Source organism: Altererythrobacter sp. CAU 1644 (assembly GCF_029623755.1).
GTDB lineage: Bacteria > Pseudomonadota > Alphaproteobacteria > Sphingomonadales > Sphingomonadaceae > Erythrobacter > Erythrobacter arenosus.
On sequence record NZ_CP121106.1, the window covers coordinates 1,780,345 to 1,799,910 of the forward strand.

22 protein-coding genes are annotated in these 19,566 nt (G+C 61.4%); 10 read left to right on the forward strand and 12 right to left on the reverse strand.

What is annotated here, in order from left to right; genetic code table 11:
- Window positions 1-80: 80 nt before the first annotated feature.
- Both P7228_RS08835 and P7228_RS08840 read right to left on the reverse strand, forming a co-directional pair.
- Window positions 81-692 carry a sigma-70 family RNA polymerase sigma factor gene (locus P7228_RS08835; RefSeq protein ID WP_278014876.1) on the reverse strand — a complete coding sequence of 204 codons (612 nt, stop codon included), beginning with the start codon at window positions 690-692 and terminating at the stop codon, window positions 81-83.
- On the reverse strand, window positions 692-967 hold the full coding sequence (locus P7228_RS08840; RefSeq protein WP_347402831.1) for a NepR family anti-sigma factor: 276 nt from the start codon (window positions 965-967) through the stop codon (window positions 692-694). Before P7228_RS08840 ends, P7228_RS08835 begins: the two co-directional genes overlap by 1 nt.
- 80 nt (window positions 968-1,047) lie before the next feature.
- On the opposite strand from P7228_RS08840, the gene P7228_RS08845 reads away from it, so the two are divergent.
- Window positions 1,048-2,724 carry a CHASE domain-containing protein gene (locus tag P7228_RS08845; RefSeq protein ID WP_278014878.1) on the forward strand — a complete coding sequence of 559 codons (1,677 nt, stop codon included), beginning with the start codon at window positions 1,048-1,050 and terminating at the stop codon, window positions 2,722-2,724.
- A gap of 78 nt (window positions 2,725-2,802) precedes the next feature.
- Here P7228_RS08845 and P7228_RS08850 read toward each other — a convergent pair whose 3' ends face one another.
- Entirely contained in the window at window positions 2,803-3,597 is a 795-nt protein-coding gene (locus P7228_RS08850; protein WP_278014879.1) for a response regulator, read from the reverse strand.
- Window positions 3,598-3,752: 155 nt separating this feature from the next.
- Here P7228_RS08850 and P7228_RS08855 point away from each other — a divergent pair, with 155 nt between their 5' ends.
- Window positions 3,753-4,499 (forward strand): Crp/Fnr family transcriptional regulator, encoded by a 747-nt coding sequence (locus P7228_RS08855; RefSeq protein ID WP_278014880.1) that lies wholly within the window; start codon window positions 3,753-3,755, stop codon window positions 4,497-4,499.
- A 228-nt stretch (window positions 4,500-4,727) separates the two neighbouring features.
- Here the strand turns inward: P7228_RS08855 and P7228_RS08860 are convergent, their stop codons facing one another.
- Together P7228_RS08860 and P7228_RS08865 are read right to left on the reverse strand one after the other, a co-directional pair.
- Entirely contained in the window at window positions 4,728-5,219 is a 492-nt protein-coding gene (locus P7228_RS08860) for a response regulator (RefSeq protein ID WP_278014881.1), read from the reverse strand.
- Between the two features lie 126 nt (window positions 5,220-5,345).
- On the reverse strand, window positions 5,346-6,503 hold the full coding sequence (locus tag P7228_RS08865; protein ID WP_278014882.1) for an N-acetyltransferase: 1,158 nt from the start codon (window positions 6,501-6,503) through the stop codon (window positions 5,346-5,348).
- A 142-nt stretch (window positions 6,504-6,645) separates the two neighbouring features.
- On the opposite strand from P7228_RS08865, the gene P7228_RS08870 reads away from it, so the two are divergent.
- Entirely contained in the window at window positions 6,646-7,737 is a 1,092-nt protein-coding gene (locus tag P7228_RS08870; protein WP_278014883.1) for a fatty acid desaturase family protein, read from the forward strand.
- A gap of 91 nt (window positions 7,738-7,828) precedes the next feature.
- Here the strand turns inward: P7228_RS08870 and P7228_RS08875 are convergent, their stop codons facing one another.
- From P7228_RS08875 to lptF, 4 genes are all read right to left on the reverse strand, one after another.
- On the reverse strand, window positions 7,829-8,083 hold the full coding sequence (locus tag P7228_RS08875) for a hypothetical protein (protein WP_278014884.1): 255 nt from the start codon (window positions 8,081-8,083) through the stop codon (window positions 7,829-7,831).
- 71 nt (window positions 8,084-8,154) lie between these two features.
- Window positions 8,155-8,673 carry a GNAT family N-acetyltransferase gene (locus P7228_RS08880; RefSeq protein ID WP_278014885.1) on the reverse strand — a complete coding sequence of 173 codons (519 nt, stop codon included), beginning with the start codon at window positions 8,671-8,673 and terminating at the stop codon, window positions 8,155-8,157.
- 11 nt (window positions 8,674-8,684) lie between these two features.
- Complete coding sequence (gene lptG / locus P7228_RS08885) at window positions 8,685-9,782, reverse strand: LPS export ABC transporter permease LptG (RefSeq protein WP_278014886.1); 1,098 nt, start codon at window positions 9,780-9,782, stop codon at window positions 8,685-8,687.
- 12 nt (window positions 9,783-9,794) lie between these two features.
- Window positions 9,795-11,015, reverse strand: a complete 1,221-nt coding sequence (gene lptF, locus P7228_RS08890) for an LPS export ABC transporter permease LptF (RefSeq protein ID WP_430732467.1) — start codon at window positions 11,013-11,015, stop codon at window positions 9,795-9,797.
- A gap of 126 nt (window positions 11,016-11,141) precedes the next feature.
- Between lptF and P7228_RS08895 the strand changes: the two genes are divergently transcribed.
- Window positions 11,142-12,425: a hypothetical protein gene (locus P7228_RS08895; protein WP_278014887.1), complete on the forward strand. Its 1,284-nt coding sequence runs from the start codon at window positions 11,142-11,144 to the stop codon at window positions 12,423-12,425.
- 3 nt (window positions 12,426-12,428) lie between these two features.
- On the opposite strand, the gene clpS is transcribed toward P7228_RS08895, so the two are convergent.
- The 3 genes from clpS to P7228_RS08910 form a co-directional block, all read right to left on the reverse strand.
- Entirely contained in the window at window positions 12,429-12,758 is a 330-nt protein-coding gene (gene clpS / locus P7228_RS08900; protein WP_278017740.1) for an ATP-dependent Clp protease adapter ClpS, read from the reverse strand.
- A gap of 270 nt (window positions 12,759-13,028) precedes the next feature.
- A complete protein-coding gene (locus P7228_RS08905; protein WP_278014888.1) occupies window positions 13,029-13,817 on the reverse strand; it encodes a phasin family protein in 789 nt (262 codons plus the stop codon).
- 108 nt (window positions 13,818-13,925) lie between these two features.
- The gene (locus tag P7228_RS08910) at window positions 13,926-15,815 is read right to left on the reverse strand and encodes a PHA/PHB synthase family protein (protein WP_278014889.1); all 1,890 of its coding nucleotides are present in this window, start codon (window positions 15,813-15,815) and stop codon (window positions 13,926-13,928) included.
- A 146-nt stretch (window positions 15,816-15,961) separates the two neighbouring features.
- On the opposite strand from P7228_RS08910, the gene P7228_RS08915 reads away from it, so the two are divergent.
- From P7228_RS08915 to P7228_RS08940, 6 genes are read left to right on the forward strand one after another with little or no spacing between them, the layout of a single operon-like run.
- Window positions 15,962-17,161 carry an LL-diaminopimelate aminotransferase gene (locus P7228_RS08915; RefSeq protein WP_278014890.1) on the forward strand — a complete coding sequence of 400 codons (1,200 nt, stop codon included), beginning with the start codon at window positions 15,962-15,964 and terminating at the stop codon, window positions 17,159-17,161.
- Window positions 17,162-17,212: 51 nt separating this feature from the next.
- Complete coding sequence (locus P7228_RS08920) at window positions 17,213-17,824, forward strand: helix-turn-helix transcriptional regulator (RefSeq protein ID WP_278014891.1); 612 nt, start codon at window positions 17,213-17,215, stop codon at window positions 17,822-17,824.
- A gap of 24 nt (window positions 17,825-17,848) precedes the next feature.
- A complete protein-coding gene (locus P7228_RS08925) occupies window positions 17,849-18,181 on the forward strand; it encodes a hypothetical protein (RefSeq protein WP_278014892.1) in 333 nt (110 codons plus the stop codon).
- 24 nt (window positions 18,182-18,205) lie between these two features.
- A complete protein-coding gene (locus P7228_RS08930; protein WP_278014893.1) occupies window positions 18,206-18,718 on the forward strand; it encodes a hypothetical protein in 513 nt (170 codons plus the stop codon).
- A gap of 21 nt (window positions 18,719-18,739) precedes the next feature.
- Complete coding sequence (locus tag P7228_RS08935) at window positions 18,740-19,156, forward strand: JAB domain-containing protein (protein WP_278014894.1); 417 nt, start codon at window positions 18,740-18,742, stop codon at window positions 19,154-19,156.
- Window positions 19,153-19,545 carry a winged helix-turn-helix domain-containing protein gene (locus P7228_RS08940; RefSeq protein ID WP_278014895.1) on the forward strand — a complete coding sequence of 131 codons (393 nt, stop codon included), beginning with the start codon at window positions 19,153-19,155 and terminating at the stop codon, window positions 19,543-19,545. The genes P7228_RS08935 and P7228_RS08940 overlap by 4 nt, the downstream gene beginning before the upstream one ends.
- The last annotated feature ends 21 nt before the right edge of the window (window positions 19,546-19,566 follow it).

A 19,566-nucleotide genomic window follows, 5' to 3' on the forward strand; every position in this document is an offset into this window, starting at 1 on the left:
CTATCTGCGCGAGCGGCCAGTTTCGGGCAAGACCGCCGATTGTGTGGGCGAAATTTCCCCGGCTCAACGTTGCGCGGATGTCAGTCCTTGGCGGCTGCGACACCATTGCCTGCCGCAACCTCGTCAAGCTCCTCGAGGATCGCCCGGTGCGCCCGCGCATCGTCGATCGAGCGCTGCGGGATGTCGCCATCCTCAAGCATCGACGTCAGCGCGGCACGCGCACGGCCGACTCTGCTCTTGATCGTACCGATGGCGCAGCCGCAAATCTCTGCCGCTTCCTCATAGGAAAAGCCGCCGGCCCCGACCAGCAGGAGTGCTTCGCGCCGTTCCGGCGGAAGAGTCAGCAGGGCGCGATGCATATCGGACAGATGGATCGGCTCCTCCTGCCCGGCGGGCGCTGTCAGAATTCGCTCGGCAACGCCTTCGTCATATTCACCGCGGAAGCGATTGCGCCGCATGTCGGTGAGATAGGCGTTGCGCAGGATGACGAAGGTCCAAGCGCGCATCGACGTACCGGGCTCGAACCGTTCCTGTGCCGCCCACGCCTTGAGCATGGTTTCCTGGACGAGGTCGTCGGCCATGTCGGGTCGCCCGCAAAGCCCACGCGCAAAGGCGCGAAGGTGGGGGACCACCTCGGTCAATTCCCGCTTGAAATCGGCCAATTCTTCGGCCGTTCTTTTGCTTTTTGCCATCAGGCCCCGTCGCCTTGGCTGCTGCCGCTCGATCCCGACTCGTCCAACTTGGAAAGTAAGTCTTTGAAACTATCCGGTATTGGTTCGTCAACGACAGAATCGTAAAGTTTGCGAAGGCCGTCCGCCCAGCCAGGTGTCTTATCCTGCGATCGGGTAGCGTTATTGGCCTGCTTGTTTGGAGTATTTCCCGCTTTGGGTTTCTCGGAAGTCATGCTTGTCTGGATGCCCCTCGCATGTCGTGCCTCTTTCCTGCGTCCCCGGGAATTGCCCGCCATTAAATGAAGTGCTTGGGGAACGATAGGCAGTCCCTTTGGTTCCCACCACACGAAGGGGTTTCTGTAGACGCATGAACGTAATGGCTGAACGGGGCAGTGCGGCAAATGGTCGCGGGCGCACGACGCGCTGGCTGATCGGATACCCGCGCGCCATCCCAGTCGGAATATTCATTGCCATTGCTGCCATTACCAGCCTGAGTGTCTTTGCGATCGAACGCGGAGAACGCCAACGCGAAGACTCCCTGATGCGCGCGACCGCGCAGGCGGTTGTATCCGGCCTCGAACGTCGCGGTAATACCAGCTCGTCCTACCTGCGCGCGGGCGCTGCGCTGTTCACGACGGTGGACGATGTAAACCTCTCCTTGTTCCGTCGATTTGTGAGCGAACTCCGCCTCGACTCCGACTATCGCGGTGCCGACGGGATCGGCTGGGCGGAAGCGATCAGTGCCGCGGAAATCACTGCCTACGAGCAGCGCATAGGGAGCGAGATGCCCACGCGGATAACGGTGACGACGCGCAGCAAGGGTGCGCCCGAGGTCCTTGTCCCCGTTACCTATCTCGAACCCGATACCGCCCGCAATCGGCGTGCCCTTGGATTCGACATGTACTCGGAAAGTATGCGTCGCGCTGCGATGGACGAGGCGGTCCGGATGGTGCGGCCGACTGCATCAGGCAAAGTCGTACTGCTGCAGGAGGGTGGCGAGGACGCTCCCGGCTTCCTCGTCTACATGCCGGTATTCGATCGCGACTTTGCGGATCTCGACTTGAAGGGGTTCATCTACAGCCCTTTCAATGCCCAGCAGTTCCTGGAGGATTCGATCGAAACCGATACTCTCGGCGGACGCGGCGTGCGCTTTTTCGATGGAGAAGCGAATTCGCAAAACCTTCTGGCGGAGCTCGAGCCCGAGAATCGCACCGGCTTGATCGTGCGCCAGGAAGTCGAGATCGCCAATCGGCCCATGCTGGTCGAGATCGAATCGAACAAGGTCGACATGCTCTCGTCGCTCTCGATGGCGACGCTGCTGTTCGGATTGGCTGTCGCCAGCCTGCTGATGCTGGTCTCGCGGTTGCTGGCGCAGCAGGCCAAGGAGGACGAGAGGGCCATCGAGTTCTTCCGTGAGCAGAACTCGATCCGCGACTCGCTGGCGCGTGAACTCAATCATCGGGTCAAGAACACGCTAGCAAACGTGCTCTCGATCGTTTCCCTGACCCGTCGTCGTACGGACGATGTCGGCGAATTCGCCGATGGCCTGGCCGAGCGCGTGAGAGCGCTTTCGGCCACCCATGCATTGCTGACGCAATCGGAATGGGGCGTCACCCCGGTTCGTGCGATCATCGAAGAGGAACTGGCCCCTTATGTCGATGATCCCGAGACAGCGCTGGTGCTCGACGGCCCCGATGTGGGGCTCGCACCCAATGACGCGCTTACGCTCGGCATGGCCATCCACGAGCTTGCGACCAATGCGGCAAAATACGGCGCGCTCAGCACGCCCGAGGGGCGGGTGAACGTCGAGTGGTATCTGGTGAATGAGGGCCTGATGCAATTGGAGTGGAGCGAAAGCGGGGGGCCTGCGGTTTCCGAACTGCGTGAGCCGGGCTTCGGCACCGAATTGATCGAGAAGATCGTCGCACATGAGCTCAAGCACCCCGTCGAACTCGTGTTTGCCGAGACCGGCGTCCGCTGCGTCCTGCGAATTCCTGTCCGGGTTAGAGGCGAGTTCCAGATCCGCGAGCTACCGCCTCGTACTGGTCACTGATCCCGCTCGCTGAGAATCAGAAACCGGCCGCAACATCGAAGTTACGACCGGTTTTCGTTCCGGACTTCCCGGGTCGCCTCAGTCGAGCGGTCGGCTCGATCCAAAAAAGAGCGCCTGGCTGATGGCGGTACGTACCGTCTGCTCCTGAAATGGCTTGGTGACCAGATAGGTAGGCTCGGGCCGATCGCCGGTAAGCAGTCGCTCCGGATATGCAGTGATGAAGATGACGGGGACGCTGCCGATGGCAAGTATGTCGTCAACCGCATCGAGACCGGATGATCCGTCGGCAAGCTGGATGTCGGCCAGGACAAGACCGGGGGTCTTCTCGGCCACCACTTCCTTCGCCTGCGTCCTGGTTGCGGCGGTGCCGCAGATATCGTGCCCGAGCGAGCGGACGAGGTCTTCGAGCTGCATCGAGATCAAGGGTTCATCTTCGATGATGAGAACGCTCGTCGCCGACTCAGCGTCGATTTCCGAAATCGCTTCCCGCACGAGGTTCTGTACCGTCTCATCTTCGAGATCCATGATCTCTGCCGCTTGCGCGACGCTGAAGTCCTCAAGCGTCGTCAACAGGAGAGCCTGACGGTTGAGCGGTGTAATGGAGCCAAGCCGCGAGTTGGCAGCGGCCTCGTGCTCGGTCTGGCCGCTGTCGTCTCCGGCAACTTCGAGATAGGCGCTCGACCATACCTTATTGAAGGCGCGATAGAGTGGAACCCTGCCGTTCTCGAGGGTGGACTTAAGATCGTCGTCCGCAAGCGCGGCCTCGAGAGTGGCCCTGACGAAGGCATCGCCAGTGGCCTGCGAGCCGGTCAGCGCGCGGGCGTAACGGCGGAGATAGGGGAGATTAGTAGCAACCTGTTCGCTTAGTGACATGTTTTCCCTTCCCGTAGGAGTCGCGCGCTTAACGATTGGCCGAGAATTCGGTTCCATCTGCAAGTGCGCTTGCCCGCAAGGGAAATTGACAAACCAACGCATTACGCCGAGACCGTTGGATGACTAGTCGGACGATGCCGAACGGGGGCTGACCAATGAACCGCCGTGCACAAGCTGTTGCCTGCCGCAACTGCCCGTTGCAGAAACAGCCACGCCTCCGCACGCTCGACGAGCGCCAGATCGACTATTTGCAGGACTTCAAGCGCGGCGAAATGTCGGTCGAGCGTGAGGGCATGGTCATCGAGCAGGGGCAATTCGGTCCGCACCTTTACACCGTGCTCGAAGGAGTACTGATCCGCTATCGTACCCTGGACGACGGCCGCAGGCAGATCGTCAACTTCGTGTTCCCCGGAGATCTCATCGGACTGCAATCGGCGTTCGAAGGCCCTGCCAATCACGCGGTCGAGGCGCTGGTGGAAGCGCGGCTGTGCATGTTCGAGCGCAAGAGCTTCCCGGAATTCATCGGCCAGCATCCGCGCCTTGCCTACGATATCGTATGGCTCGCAGCAGCAGAGGAAACGCAACTCGAAGAGCATCTGGTGGCGCTTGGCCAGCGGACCGCCAAGGAGCGATTGGTATATCTGGCCGTCTGGCTGGTCGACCGCGCCCAGATCAGTGGGATCAGCGACAAGGGCAACACGCTGACCTTGCCGATCACCCAGTCGCAGGTGGCAGACATGCTGGGGCTGTCGTTGGTTCACACGAACCGTACCCTGCGTGCCCTGCTCGACAGCGGGCTGGTCGAATGGCGCCCGGGCGAGATCCATATTCCCGACATGGATGCAGCCTGCGAGTTCGCGCAATACGAGCGCGACACCGAGCTCGAACGCCCCTTCATCTGACCCCTCAGAAAAAATTCGAAAAAATTTTTCAGCCCCGGGAACCGCTCCCGCGGCCGCTCATTTAGAGGGTATCACCGCCGAGACCCCCCCTCCCGTCCAAGCGGCTGGTGATACGATCCCGAAGGGCCTCCACTCAAAAAGAGTGGAGGCCTTTTTTCTTGGTGCGTGGATTTCACGCGCCGAAGAAGGCGCGGCCCGGGCGAGCCTATCCGACACGCGTAAGGATGTTCAGGATTTGGCGTTCTTGCGACGTAGCAGGGCCAGGATGCCTTGCCGGCGGGGCTTGCGAGCCAGTTCGACGAGGCGTTCGGGGTCATAGGGCTTCTCGAGGACAGGCCCGAGAGCGGCAATCTCTTCCGGAATATCCTGCGGCGCGCCGGTCGAAAAGATGATCTTGGGAGGTTTGGGGCTGATCGCAGACAGCAGTTCGGCGATTTCCCACCCTTCGTTGCTATCGGCCAAGTGGACATCGAGCACAACGACGTCCGGCTTGGCAGCCCGCAGTTCCTCCAAAGCCTCGTTCGCACCCGCACAGATCGAGATCTTGTTCGCGCCTGCAGCTTGGAGCGCCTGCTCGATTGTCAGCGCCAGAATTGCGTCATCCTCGACCACCAGCACATGGCCGATCTTGGCCTTCGCAGGCTTGCGGATCTTGCTTGCCGCAGCGCGCAAGGGCTTCGCGGCTATCTTGGCCTTGGCCCCTAGGTCTTTTCCGTCCATGCGCGCTCCAATGGGCAGGAAGCCATGTCCCTGCATTATGGGAGCGCGCCGGGGCTCGCCAAGTTCCCGTTACCGGACGAGAATTTCCGGTTGTGGCTCCCGGGCCACAACAGGCCGGGGCGATCGCTAGAGTGCTTTCTCGAAAATCAGGTATTCGCGGTTGACGGTGCTGTTGATCGCGTCGGCAATGGCCACCATTCCCTGATTGTCGTCGAGGATCCAGCCTATCTCCCCGCGCTGGCCGTTGAACTCGCTCTCGGCGGCGCGACGAATCTCGCTGATCATCATGAAGGCCAACTGGCTGGCGAGCCGCGAATTGTGCAGCTCCTTAAGCACGCCCATCAGCGGGACGCGCATATTGGCCTGCTTGGGCTTGTGCAGCCAACGCAGCAAATGAAACCAGCCGAACGGGAATAGCTTGCCGCCGATACGGGACAGCTCCGAATTGATATCGGGGAATGTCAGCATGAAGGCGACCGGCTTGCCGTCAAGTTCGGCGATCATGTTGAGCGGTTCGTGAATGATCGGTTTCAGCTTCTTGCCGGCGTAGGCCACCTCTTCCGGCGTGAACGGCACGAAGCCCCAGTTGTCCGACCATGCATCGTTGAGGATCGACAGGACGATGGCCGCCTCCTGATCCCACTTACTCTTGTCGACCCGGCGGACATTGATCCGCTCGTTGCGCTCACCGGTTTTGACGATGCGCTGGATCAGCGGTGGGAACTCCCTGCTGATGTCGAGTTCGTAGGTGAGCAGCGACTTGGCCGTGGTGTAGCCAAAGCTTTCGATCCAGCCGCGATATTCGGCCGGATGGTGCCCCATCATGATCATCGGCGCGTGGTCCTGGCCACGCACCAGCAATCCCGGTTCCTCCCAGATCGACAAGGAGATCGGTCCGAGCGCGCGCGTCATGCCCTGCGTACGAAGCCAGTCCTCAGCTGTGGCGAGCAAGGCATGGGCCGTCGCTTCATCCTCCGCGTCGAAATAGCCGAAATTGCCCGTGCCTGGTCCAAACCCCTGTTCTGCAGGCATGGCGAGGGCGAGCTCGTCGATATGCGCCGAAATGCGGCCAACATCGCGCCCGCCGCGTTCCGCAACGAACAGCTGCGTACGGGCATGCCCGAAGAAGGGATTCTTGCCCGAATCGATCAGTTCGAGCTGTTCGCCGCGCAGTTGCGGTACCGAATGCGGCAGGCGCGCGGCGAATTCGCGGCCCAGGTCGACGAAGCGGGCGCGGCCCTTCTTGCCGGATACGGGGGTGATCACTATCTGGGCTTCGCTCACGCTTTGGGGTTCCTGTTCAGCCTGGATTAGCCCTGTGCGATTAGATTGAGCGAAGTCAAGCAAGCCAATCGATCACTCTGGTAGAGAGTACCGGTTTGTCCTTCCGCCCCATTGTGCGGTAAAGGCCGTCCAAGAAACAGACATGACTATGGAACAAGCTCTCGAATCCCCTGTCGTTGCGCCGCGCGAGCGTGCCACCCGCGAGCAGTTCCGCTCGGCCGACGACAAGGACATGCTGCGCGCAGCACGCGACCTGACCAAGGGGCTGGGGGTGGCGAAAGGCGCCTATTACTGGCCCGACATGCTTGGTTCGGTGATCGTCGGATATGGCGCAATGGCGGGCGCGATCCTGGTCGGCAATGTCGCCTTGGCGGTCTTGCTGGGGCTGGTTTCGGCGCTGGCGCTGTATCGCGCGCTGATGTTCATCCATGAGCTGACGCACATCCATCGCGACGCGCTGCCGGGGTTCCGTCTCGCCTGGAACCTGCTGGTCGGTATTCCCATGCTGGTGCCGAGCTTCATGTACGAAGGCGTCCACACGCTTCATCACAAGCGCACCCAATACGGCACCGTCGAGGACCCCGAATATCTGCCGCTGGCACTGATGAAGCCATGGAGTCTGCCCGGCTTCGTGCTGATTGCACTGTTGGCCCCGATTGGCCTGCTGTTCCGGTTCGCGGTGCTCGTCCCGCTGGGCCTGATCCTGCCGCCGCTGCGCAGGCTGGTGTGGGAGCGCGCCTCCGCGCTGATGATCAATCCGGAATTTCGCCGCAAGCCCCCCGAGGGCGAGCTCAAGCCACGGGTCTTGTGGCAGGAGCTGGGCGGCTTCGTGTGGTCGTGGGTGGTGCTGGGCAGCATCCCGTTTATCGGTTGGCGGCCCTTGCTGATTGCGCTGGCAATCGTCTCACTCACCGCCGTGCTCAACCAGTTGCGCACGCTGGTCGCCCATCTGTGGGAGAACGAGGGCGAGCCAATGACGGTAACCGCACAGTTCCTCGACAGCGTGAACGTACCGCCGCCGGGGTTGGTGGCCGAGATCTGGGCGCCGGTTGGCCTGCGCTATCACGCGCTGCATCACCTGATGCCTTCGATGCCTTATCATGACCTGCCCGAGGCGCACCGGAGGCTGAAGAAGGAACTCGGCGACTACTCGACCTATGACGGGGCGAACCATCCCGGCATGGCGGTGCTGGTCGCGCGCATTGCCCGTAGTACCATGCGTCCGCGGGCCTAGTCTCACCGACTACGAACACCATAAGCAAAGGCCGCCATCTCGCATCGAGGCAGCGGCCTTTCTTTATTTCGGCAATTGTCCGGCGACAGGATCAATCGATCTTGATGTCCGCCTTGACGCCATCTTCGCTGATGGTGGCATCAACATCGCCGCCGTCGATCGTCAGGCTCGAACCCTTGTCGGCATCGCCTTCCACGGGAACTGCGACAGTGTCCGTCACGACAGCGGTTTCGGTGGCGGTCGGAGCCGGTGCGGCGACTTCATCGCCCTCGACGGTGGTTTCGGACTGGTCGCAGGCGGCGAGAGCCAGAGCGGCGACCAGGGCGGGAACTGCAAATTTCTTCATGCCGGAAACTCCTTTGTGGCAAGAATGTGGCAAAGGAATGCGGCAGGAAGCGATAGGTTCCGAGAATTCACTCAATTTAGGAAATGTATCATTGCGCAGCGCCGATCGCGCGGGAGGCCGAACGCGACCGCTTCGTCCAATGACTGAACGAGATGCTGGCGGCCTTCAAAATTCTCGATCTCGACGAAACCATGCCGCGAATAGAATGGCCCGTTCCATGGGATGTCGCGATAGGTGTTGAGCGTAATCGCGCGCAAGCCCGAATTGGCAGCATCGATCTTGAGTGCCGTCAGCAATGTTGCGCCAATCCGCTTGCCCTGGTGAGCGCGTGCGACACTCAACTCGTGCAGATGCAACTCCCTCCCGACCCGCGCCGCAGCGGCGAAACCGACAACCTCGTCCGCAATCGTTGCAGCGAGGCAATGTCCCTTTGCGATCGTTGCCCGGTATTCCTCGGCACTGGTTGATGGCGGCACCGGTATGCCCTTGAGGGAGGGTTCAGAGCGCAGAAGGTCGGCAGCGTCTTCCTCGACCTTGTGAAATGCTCGAGCATCCTCGACGCGGGCGAGACGGATCGAAAACTCGCTCATGCCCGCCGTCACTACTCTTCCGTACGGATCAGAACCGTTTCGCCGACCAGCAGGAACAGAAAGAATGGCGCCCAGGCCGCGAGGAAAGGCGGGTAGCCACCAAAGCTTCCCATCGCGAGCGCGGCATTGTCGACGACGAAATAGGCGAAACCCAGTGCCATGCCGATAATCGCGCGCAGGAACAGCTGGCCCGACCGCGCCAGGCCGAAAGCGGCAACTGCGCCGAGCAGGGGCATGAGGAAGGCAGAGAGCGGTCCGGAGAGCTTGTGCCACCATTTGGCCCGGAGCTCGCCGGTGCGCCGGCCCGCTGCCTCATAGGCCGCGATCGAGTCCGACAATTCGAAAAAGCCCTGAGCGTCGGGATCGACCGCCTCGAGTTCGATCTGCGCCGGGGTCAGCTGCTTGCCGACCACCACGCGCTCGACTGTGGTCGTATCGGCGCTGCGGACGTCGAAACGGGTCGCATTCTCCAGCTGCCAGCCGGGATTGACGAAGGTGGCGCGTTCGGCCCGCAGCTGCTGGCGGATCATTCCGCCCTGTCCGCGTTCATACCAGGTCACGCCGGTCATCCGCAGTTGGTCGCCAGCCCCGGTGATACTGGTGGCCGTGAGGATCCCCTCTCCATCGGTCAAATATACGTTGGACCTGACATTGGATTCCTGCGGTACGGCCCCGTATTCGGCACCTTCCCAAGCTTTCAGCGTGGCAGTCGCCCGGGTCACCACGCGCTCGTTGAAGGCGAAATTGACTGCCGAAACCAGTCCTGCGGTCAGCAGCAGCGGCGCCAGCACCTGGTGCGCCGACAGCCCCGCCGCCTTCATCGCGATCACTTCGCTGTTCTGGTTAAGCGTGACCAGCGTGATGATCGTTGCGAGCAGGACAGAGTAGGGCACGAACCGTTGCACCAATTGGGGGATGCGCAGGCTGGCATAGGTGAGCAGTTCGCCCTGGCCGTTGCCCTCGACCGCCAGGATGTCGCCGCTCTTCGAAAGCAGGTCGAGCATCATCAGCACCAGCACCAGCATGATCAGGACCGCCAGAATGCGGGCGATAAACAGCTTGCCGAGGTAAAGGGTGAGGCTCTTCGATGGGAAGAAATCGAGTTGCATGGTGGAGCTGCCCTATTCCGCCGCAGCCGGTTCGAGTACGGCCATCTGCCGGGGCCGCCGCCGCCGGAATAGTCGGCGCAGGCGCTTGGAAAGCTTGGCGAACCAGGTTTCGAGCGCGCCGATCGCCTGGCCGCCGGGGACATAGGCCACCCGGTAGTACATCCACAGAATCAGGGCGGCGAACAGCACGAACGGGCCCCAAAGGGCGAGGATCGGGTCGAACCGCCCGAGCGCGGCGAGGTCTTCGCCGTACTGGTTTATCTTGTGATAGCTGACGACCATGATGATCGAGACGAATACCCCCAACGCGCTGGTCGAACGCTTGGGCGGGATCGCCAGCGCTACGGCCAGCAGCGGCATGAGCACCATCATCACCACTTCGACCATGCGGAAGTTGAAGCTCGCCTGGCTTGCATCGCGCTTGGCCTCGGGCTGGTTGTCGCTCCAGCCGATGCGGAGCAGTTCGGGCAGGATGTACTCGCGCTCGGCATCGCCACGCTCGCGAAAATCCTCGACCCGCGGCAGGTCGATCGGCAGATCGTGTCGGCTGAAGGAAAGCACGCGGGGGGTATTGCCCTTGCTATCCTGCACGATCGTGCCGTCGGTCAGCCGCAGGATGATCGTGTCGGGGCTGTCACTGGTGGCGAGGAAAGCGCCTTCGCGGGCGCTGATCGACAGCACCTGGCCCTTGGTATCCGCGACGCGGGCAAATATGCCCTTGAGCCGGCGACCCTCGTCCTCGCTTTCCTCGATCCTTAGCGCCATCCGGTCCTTGAGCGTGGTGAATTCTCCGACCTTGATCGAGGCGCCGAGCGCGCCCGAGCGCAGCTCGTATTCCATCTGCTCGTAATAATAGCGGCTGACCGGCTGGATGTAGAAGACCAGCGCCACATTGATCGCCACGAGAATGGCAGTGATGATGTAGGGAACGCGCAGCAAGCGGTTGTAGCTGAGGCCGACCGCCCGCATCACGTCGAGCTCGCTCGATGTGGCGAGCTTGCGGAAAGCGAGCAGCACGCCGAGCAGCAGGCCAAGCGGGATCGCGAGGCTGGCGTACTCGGGGATCAGCGCGCCGAGCATCTTGAACACGACGCCGATCGGCCCGCCTTCTACCGCGACGAAGTCGAACAGGCGCAACATCTTTTCGAGCAGGAGCAGCGATGCCGCGAGCGCAAACACGCCCAGCATCGGGATAACCGTCAGCCGCAGGATGTAACGATCAATGGCGGGCAAGAATTTCGACAAGGGCTCGCGGGGGCTCGGGTTGCGTTTCGAAACTGCCCCTAGCGCGAAAAAGCTCCGCGGTCATGCCCTGTTGCGATTTCGGGAGAAAACTTGGCGGATGAGCGTTGTCCCGCCATGAACAAGTCATTGCTATCGGGCGCTTTCCTCCTTCCACTTGCGGGCCTGGCCTTGTCAGGCTGTGCAACCGTGAGCGAGGACGATCCTACAACGCCGCCAGCCCAGGTCGTCGCCGAAGAGGGACAGATGACCGTGCTGCCCATGGGCGCAAAGCTCGAACCGAGCGGTTTCATATCGATCGGCGAAGTTCTGGCGACCCCTTATCCGGCCAACCCTCCGCCGGAACCGGCTTCGATCGATAGCTTCGCGCGCCGCCTCTCCGATGCATCCCCAGAGGAACAGGCTCGCTTGTGGGAAGAGGCAAACGGGTCGGAGGAATTCCAGGCCGAAGTCCAGCGACTGCAGCAGGTCTTGAGTGCGCAGGAAGCCGGCAACTTCGTCCAGATCAATCTGCTTCGCGACGAGAGCTCGACCTCCGATCCGCAAACGCTGCTGGGCGCCGAGGTCTGGTTCAAGCGCGACGCTGCCAAGACGCTGGCGAAATACACCGACAGGCCCGACATCTTCGCACGGCAAGGCGGGATGACCGAGGGCGAACGCGAAGCGCTGTCGCAAGTCTGGATCGCGCGCGTCCAGGAAATGAAATGGCCCTCTGCCATCAGCAGTGACCCGAAGCGGGGCATCATCGAGGTCGAGACCGGGGTGACCGAAGAGAAATTCCGCCAGGCTGCGAGGGATAAGGGGTGGACCTGGGGCGATGAAGTGAAGTTCACCTTCGCTGCGCCGCCGCCGCCGGCCTTTCTCGAAGACGGGATTGCGTCGCTGTTGCGCACCTTCACCCGCAGCGAGAACTCACCCGTGATCCAGCTCGCTGCGCTGGGCATCGGCCGCGTAGTCCTCGAGGACGGATGCTTCCGCCTCGACCGCGGCATGCATGATCAGCCATCGCCGTTGGTGATGTTCGGTTACGACACGCAGCTTGGGCTCGATGAAGAAGGCTATCTGATCGCCCGCACAGGCGACGGATGGGCGGCCGAAACATACCGCATCGGGGAGATGGGCGCATGGGGCGGCCCCAATGGCTACGATGACGACAGCGCTGCCGTACGTGAGCTGCGATCGAAATGCGGCGAGGGCGAGATCGTCAATATCGGCTCGCCCCAGAGCCTGCGGCTGTTCTCGCTGCCTTTCGACGATTGGCTGAAGGATTACGCGCTCGCCAAGCGGCTCAGCTACGAGGATGCCTGGGTACGTGTGATCGACTGCTACAAGCGCTATGAGAAGCGTGGACGTAGCGGCCTGGAATTGCGCGACAGGTGCATCACGCAGTTCAACCGGTAGACCTCAGGCCTTCTCCAGCGTGCATTGCAGCGGGTGCTGGTTCTGCCGGGCGAAATCCATCACCTGGTTCACCTTGGTCTCGGCCACCTCGTAGGGGAAGATCCCGCACACGCCGACACCGCGTTGGTGGACGTGGAGCATGACGCGCGTCGCTTCCTCGAGGTCCATCGAGAAGAACCGCTTGAGCACCAGCACGACGAATTCCATCGGCGTGTAGTCGTCGTTGAGCATCAGCACCTTGTACTGGCTCGGCTTCTTGGGCCGTGCCTTGGTCTTCGTCGCAACGCCGACCTGGCCATCCGAATCCGCGTCGTCCCCATCGCTGCCCGCCATGGCGAAAACCGCCAAGGGTCGGGATCGGGCAAGGGGAAGAGTGGTGTACGGTTCGGTCATGCGTGGGGCCATTATCGTATCGCGATGCAAATTCGCAAGGTGGTGCGTGCGGCCAATCGCTCGCCTCGTCGCGCTCGGTCTTGCCGCAAACCCCTTAAGGAAGGGCAAAAAGAAACCGGACGGACCCACTGGGTCCGCCCGGCTCTCGTTCACGGGTCGGCGGGGGGAGAGGAGATGCCGACCTCGCTAACTCATCAGATCGCCTGAGGCTTAGGCAGCCTTCTTGATCTTTTCAGCAGCAACGCTGACGCGGCTCGAAATCGGCGCGAAAGCATCGTTGTAAAGCTTGACGAGGGCTTCGGTGCGCTTCGAGCCGAACGAAACGGCGGCGTCGAAGTTGCGGCGAGCCAGTTCGCCCTGGAGCTGCATGAACTCGGTCGGGGTCTTGACCGAAGCCATCTTCTTGACGTCGGCGGTGACGGTTTCGAGCGCGGTCTTGCCGGTTTCGATGTCAGCGCGAGCCAGTTCCTGGGCGCCGGCGAAGAAGATCTTGCCCGATTCGACGAGAGCTTCAACGTTGCCCTTGCTGAATTCGGTTACCTCGTTGGCATATTCGCCGGTCTTGGCGAAAGCGGTCTTGGCGCGAGCCTGGACGTCCGAAGCGACTTCCTTGGCGGTCTTGGTGAAATCGGTGGTCTTTGCAGTGGCCATGATCTTGTCCTTGATTTGAAAAACTGGGTTGGAAGCGGTGTTCTTGGCGGCAGCCTTCTTCGGCGCGGCCTTCTTTGCGACAGCCACCTTCTTCGGGGCAGGCTTCTTCGCAGCAATCTTCTTAGGCGCAGCCTTCTTGGCGGCGACCTTCTTCTTGGGAGCGGCCTTCTTCTTGGCCGGGGCCTTGACGGCCTTCTTGACGGCTTCGACCTTCACTTCGGCCTTGGGCGCGTCAGCTTCGACTGCCTTTTCGACAGCCGTTTCACTTACCTTGTTCTTCGCAGCTGCTTCGGCATAAGCCTTCTCGGCAGCGGCATCGATCTTCGAAATGTTGGCGTTGTCAGCCATGGAAACCTCGCTTTATGTTGCACTGCACAAAATAGGCATTGCACCTGCGAAGTCAAGGATTTTTTGTGCACTGCACAATAAACTGAGATAGACCGTGTTTACAGTGGGTTAGCGCGTTTTCACGTAGCGACCGGGCGCATCCTCGATCACTTTATCGCCCTTGCCGCCGGGCTTGCGCTTTCCTTTGGCGGGGACTTTCTTGGCCCCGTGGCTTTCAAGCCAGTCGAGCCAGTGCGGCCACCAGCTGCCGGGGTGCTCATCCGCTCCTTCGACATATTCTTTGAGCGAAGCAGCGGAGCTGTCGCCGGTCCAGTACTGGTATTTGTTGGCGGCCGGCGGATTTACAACCCCTGCGATATGGCCCGAGCCGGCGAGCAGGAAAGTGACGGGGCCTTTGAAGTGGCGGGTTGCGCGCCACACGCTTGCAGCTGGCGCGATGTGGTCTTCCTTGCCCGCCTGGATATAGGCCGGTGTCTCGATCCTTGTGAGGTCGATCGGCGTGCCGTCGGCCGACAGCGCATCGGGAACGACCAGCTTGTTGTCGCGATAGAGGTCGCGCAAATAGTCCCGGTGCCACTTGGCCGGCAGGTTGGTGACGTCGCCGTTCCAATGCAGCAGGTCGAAGGCCGGATAGTCTTCGCCCAGCAGGTAGTTGTTGACGACGTAGTTCCAGATCAGGTCCTTGCCGCGCAGCGCGTTGAAGGTGGCGGCAAGGTAGCGCCCGTCGAGATAGCCTTCGCTCGAGAGCTTGCCGATCATCTCCAGCTGGCCGTCGTCGATGAAGGTCTTGAGCTCGCCGCTCTTCTCGAAATCGACCTGGGCGGTGAAGAAGGTGGCGCTCTTGACCTTGTCGGCCTCGTCGCGCCGAGCGAGTACGGCAAGCGTGGCAGCGAGCGTGGTGCCCGCCACGCAATAGCCGATGGTGTGGACGCTCGGGACGTTCAGCCGGTCGCGGACGTGATCGATCGCTTCGATCTGGCTGCGGATATAGTCGTCCCACACCACGTCCTTCATGCTCGCGTCGGCCGATTTCCAGCTGACGACGAACACGGTGATGCCCTGATCGACCGCCCATTTGATGAAGCTCTTTTTCGGCGTCAGGTCGAGAATGTAGAAGCGGTTGATCCACGGCGGGAAGATGACGAGCGGGGTCTCGTAGACCTCCTCGGTTGAGGGGCTGTACTGGACCAATTGGTAGAGCGGGGTCTCGTGCACCACCTTGCCGGGCGTCGCGGCCAGATTCTCGCCCAGGGTGAAGGCATCGCTATCCGTATGCGTCAGCTGGCCGCGCCGCAGATCGTTGATCAGGTGCTGCATCCCGCGCACCAGGTTCTGCCCCTTGGTCTCGATTGTCCGCTTCATCACCACCGGGTTGGTGAGCAGGAAATTGTCCGGGCTCATCGCCTCCACCAGCATGGTGGTCGCGAATTCGAGCTGCTTGCGCTTGTCGGGCGCAATACCCTCAACATCCCGCGCCGCCTTGGTGAAGTATTCGGCAAGCATCAGGTAGGTCTGGTGAAGCAGGGCGAATGCGGGGTGGTCCTGCCATGCCGGGTCGGCGAACCGGCGGTCCTTGCGCGGCAGGTCGGGCTTATCCTCGGGATCGCCGCCCGCCATGAAGCGGGTGAAGACGCTCTGCCACATCTGCATCGCATCGCCTGCCATCTTCTGCGCGCTTTCGAGCGGGGCCATCGGCACCTGCTTGGCCAGGCTCTGCGTCATCAGCATCCATTGCGCCGGATCCATCGGATTGGCACCGGCCATGTCCTTCTGTGCGCGCTCTTGCACGAATTCGAGCCACATGCGCTGGAGTTCGCCGGCGACCTTGGCCCATTCGGCCATGTCCCCAGGTGCCATGGTGGCACTCGGAATCGCGCCTGAGAGCCCCTGAGGGGTCATCTGGCCGAACATCTCGCGCATGGCTTCGCCCTGCATATCGAAGAATGCCCGGAAGGGCTCGGCCTGCTTGCCCCAGAATTCGTTCGTATCGTTTGCCATGCCCAATCAATGCCTTTGTCGCGCAGGAATGTCCCTTGTGCTTAAGTCGGACATAGCGAAAGTGCCTTCCAACTGCATCCGATATATGCGTAGATTCGTATGCAGGGCGATCGTTCCGGTCGCGCGACAACCAGAAGAAGGACACCATGCAGAGCGATTTTTACCGCATGAAGCGTTTGCCACCCTACGTCATCGCCGAAGTCAACGCGATGCGGCATGCGGCGCGTCAGGCGGGCGAGGACATCATCGACCTCGGCATGGGCAATCCGGATCAGCCGCCTCCGCAGCACGTGATCGACAAGCTGTGCGAGGTGGCGCAGAAGCCGACCGCGCACGGCTATTCGCAGTCCAAGGGCATACCGGGCCTGCGCCGGGCGCAGGCGAATTACTATGCGCGCCGCTTTGGGGTCGACCTCGATCCCGAGAGCGAAGTCGTGGTGACGATGGGATCGAAAGAGGGGCTGGCGAGCCTCGCCACAGCGATCACGGCACCGGGCGACGTGGTGCTGGCACCCAATCCGTCCTACCCGATCCACACTTTCGGCTTCATCCTGGCCGGCGCTACTATCCGCAGCGTGCCGACAACGCCCGACGAAAACTATTTCGTCAGCCTCGAGAAGGCGATGGCGTTCACCGTCCCGCGGCCAAGCGTGCTGGTGGTCAATTATCCTTCGAACCCGACAGCCGAAGTGGTCGATCTTGCCTTCTACGAACGTCTGGTCTCCTGGGCGAAGGAGAACGAGGTCTGGATCCTGTCGGATCTCGCCTATTCGGAACTCTATTACGACGGAAACCCGACCCCATCGATCATGCAGGTGAAGGGCGCCAAGGATGTTGCGATCGAATTCACCAGCATGTCCAAGACCTATTCGATGGCGGGCTGGCGGATGGGCTTTGCGGTCGGCAACAAGCAGCTGATCGCCGCGATGACGCGAGTAAAAAGCTACCTCGACTATGGTGCCTTCACGCCGATCCAGGCAGCGGCGTGCGCCGCGCTCAACGGGCCGCAGGACATCGTCGAGAGCAACCGCCTGCTCTATCACAAGAGACGCGACATCATGGTGGAAGCATTCGGCAGGGCAGGGTGGGATATTCCTGCTCCACCGGCTTCGATGTTCGCCTGGGCGCCGCTACCGCCGGCGCTGAAATCGATGGGCAGCCTGGAGTTTTCGAAGCGGCTGCTGACCGAGGCCAAGGTCGCCGTGGCGCCCGGCGTCGGATACGGGGAGCAGGGCGAAGGCTATGTCCGCATCGCCATGGTGGAGAATGAACAGCGCCTGCGCCAGGCGGCGCGCAACATCAAGCGATACTTCTCGTCGATCGGTATCAACAGCTCGGCGGCTTAGTAAGGTATTGTAAAATAGAGTTAGTATAGATTCACACTCGTAAAATGTGAGTTGGTTAACATCTATGATACGATGATTCTGCCGATTGATGTTGAGGAGAAGCAGATGTCTTCCGCAGCCACGCGGCCGCTGACCGACCGTCAGCAGGCAGTGATGGAGCGAATTGACCGGCGCGTCCCGATCAAGGTGATCGCGCAGGAACTTGGCGTATCCGAAACCCGCATTAACCAGCACATCCGAGCCCTGAAGGATATCTACAGGGCAGAAAGCCTCAACGAGCTGGTTGAGGTTTACCGTGTGGAGACCCAGTCGCCCGAAGATGGTGAAGGGGGCTTTAGCGAAACTTCATATACAAAAAATCAGGTCCCCTCAGGACACTCCGTCAGCGACAACCCGCGGCGGGTCGACCCGGGAGAGATCGTCTTTGGCGATGTCTTACCACTGGATCATCTCGCTCCGTGGGAGCGACTGGATGAGCCGAGGGTTGTCCCCGGGGTGCTCGATGGCGATCATGCCGTACTCGTGCGCTTCGCGATAATCGTTGGGATCGCGTTCGGCATTCTCGCCGCGGTGATCCTGGCGGTAACGGCCACAATGGCCGTGAGCGAAGCTCTCGAGGGCAAGGCAGCCATCCCTGCGGATTATTCACGACCTGACGTTTGAGCGCGGCGGGTCAGGAGACTGCCCATGACCGACCGGATCCTCAACGACGCCTACAACCTCAAGAAGCTGATGCGCGAAGCCGAAGCGCTTGCCGATGAATCGATGCTGGCCTTCGCCAAGCTCAAGCAAGCCATGCTGATCGCCCGTCAGAACCCTGCCATCGAAGTCGATACCGGCCAGCGCGCACTGATGCGCCTCAACCAGGCCGAACAACATGCCATGTCGATGTCGACCAGCCTGCTGCGCGTCCACGATGAGCTGAGCAAGGTTGCCCGCGAAAAAGCATCAGGCGACGAAGGCGTGCCGACGGAGATTACGCCGTCAGCGATCGCCGACGAACGGACTGTTGTTTCCTAACTGCCGCTAGGCCAATCCTGTGGCATGCTAGATCTTATCTTCATCTATCGGGCCGAGGTACAAACCTACGGCGCCTTGATCCTGTGTCTGGCTATGCTGCGATGGGGAGGCGGGCCGGAACGCGCCGTAGCGCTGACCTGGCTAATCGGTATCGAGGCGGTGGATTGGGTCTATCACGCGATTTCGGGTGCTAATTACGTGCTTGAGTCGATAGACCCTTTCCATGCCGCGCTCGATGTAGCCGTCGCAATCGCCTTCGTGATCATCGCACTATACGCCAACCGGCTGTATCCCTTGGTGATTGCGGCCTTCCAGCTGCTTTCGGCGACATCTCACCTTACCCGCGAACTGGTCGAATCCATCACCCCGATCGCTTACGCGGTCATGGTGTTCGCGCCATCATGGGGCATTCTCGTCGCGATGATCCTGGGCTTTGCTCGGCACCTGCGAAGGCGCAAGGAATTTGGTGACTACCGGGGCTGGCGTGGACAGCCCCCTTTCTTTCTCGGTCGTCTCTGTCCGAGCCCGGCGAGCTGATCGAATGGGAAGGTCGCAACAGTGAATGCAATTGCCACCGTCGCCGTTCCGGACGCGAACACCCGCGCGCGAAGCGACGTGATCGTCGAATTTTTCAGGATGCGCCTGGTGCCGGAAGCCAGCCGGCAGGAAAACTTCCACGCGCTGTTCCTGGATTCGAAACGGCGGCTCGTCGGAGAGAAGGCCATCCGTGGTCATAGCTCGGACTGCATCCGCACCCGTTCGCGCGAGATTTTTGCCGAAGCCCTGGCCGCAAGGGCGAGCGGACTCATCATCGCCCACAACCACCCTTCCGGCCATTGCAAGCCCAGCCGAGCCGATATCGAGGCCACCCGCAAGCTCTCGGACATAGCGCGCGCACTCGACATCGAACTGCTCGATCACCTCATCATAACCGATGCCAGCGCCTACTCGATGCGCGCAGGAGGACTTCTTTGACTACACGCGCCGCATGCGATCTTTCGCGCGAGGCCGATCAATTGCTGCCACGTTTCCGCGAGGTCGGGGACGTGACACTTGACCTGTTGCATCGCGACGGCCGGGTCGAGGATAGCTGGCTCGGCCTTCATCCACGGGAATTCGAGCTGATCTGGAGACTTGCCCAGCAGCCGGGGGAGCGGCTTACCCGACGTCAGCTGCTTTCCGAGGTGTGGCGCATCCAACACGAACCGCACACCAACAGTGTTGCCGTCCATGTCGCCCGGGTCAGGTCCAAGCTGTCGCACTTCGGACTGGCGCAACTGATCGTAACCCATCCAGAAGGTGGGTATCTGATCGATGCACCTCCGGGACCGAGTTCCTACCGCTTCACCAGCACCCGCACGTAGATTGGGGCGCGAAGCCGCGCT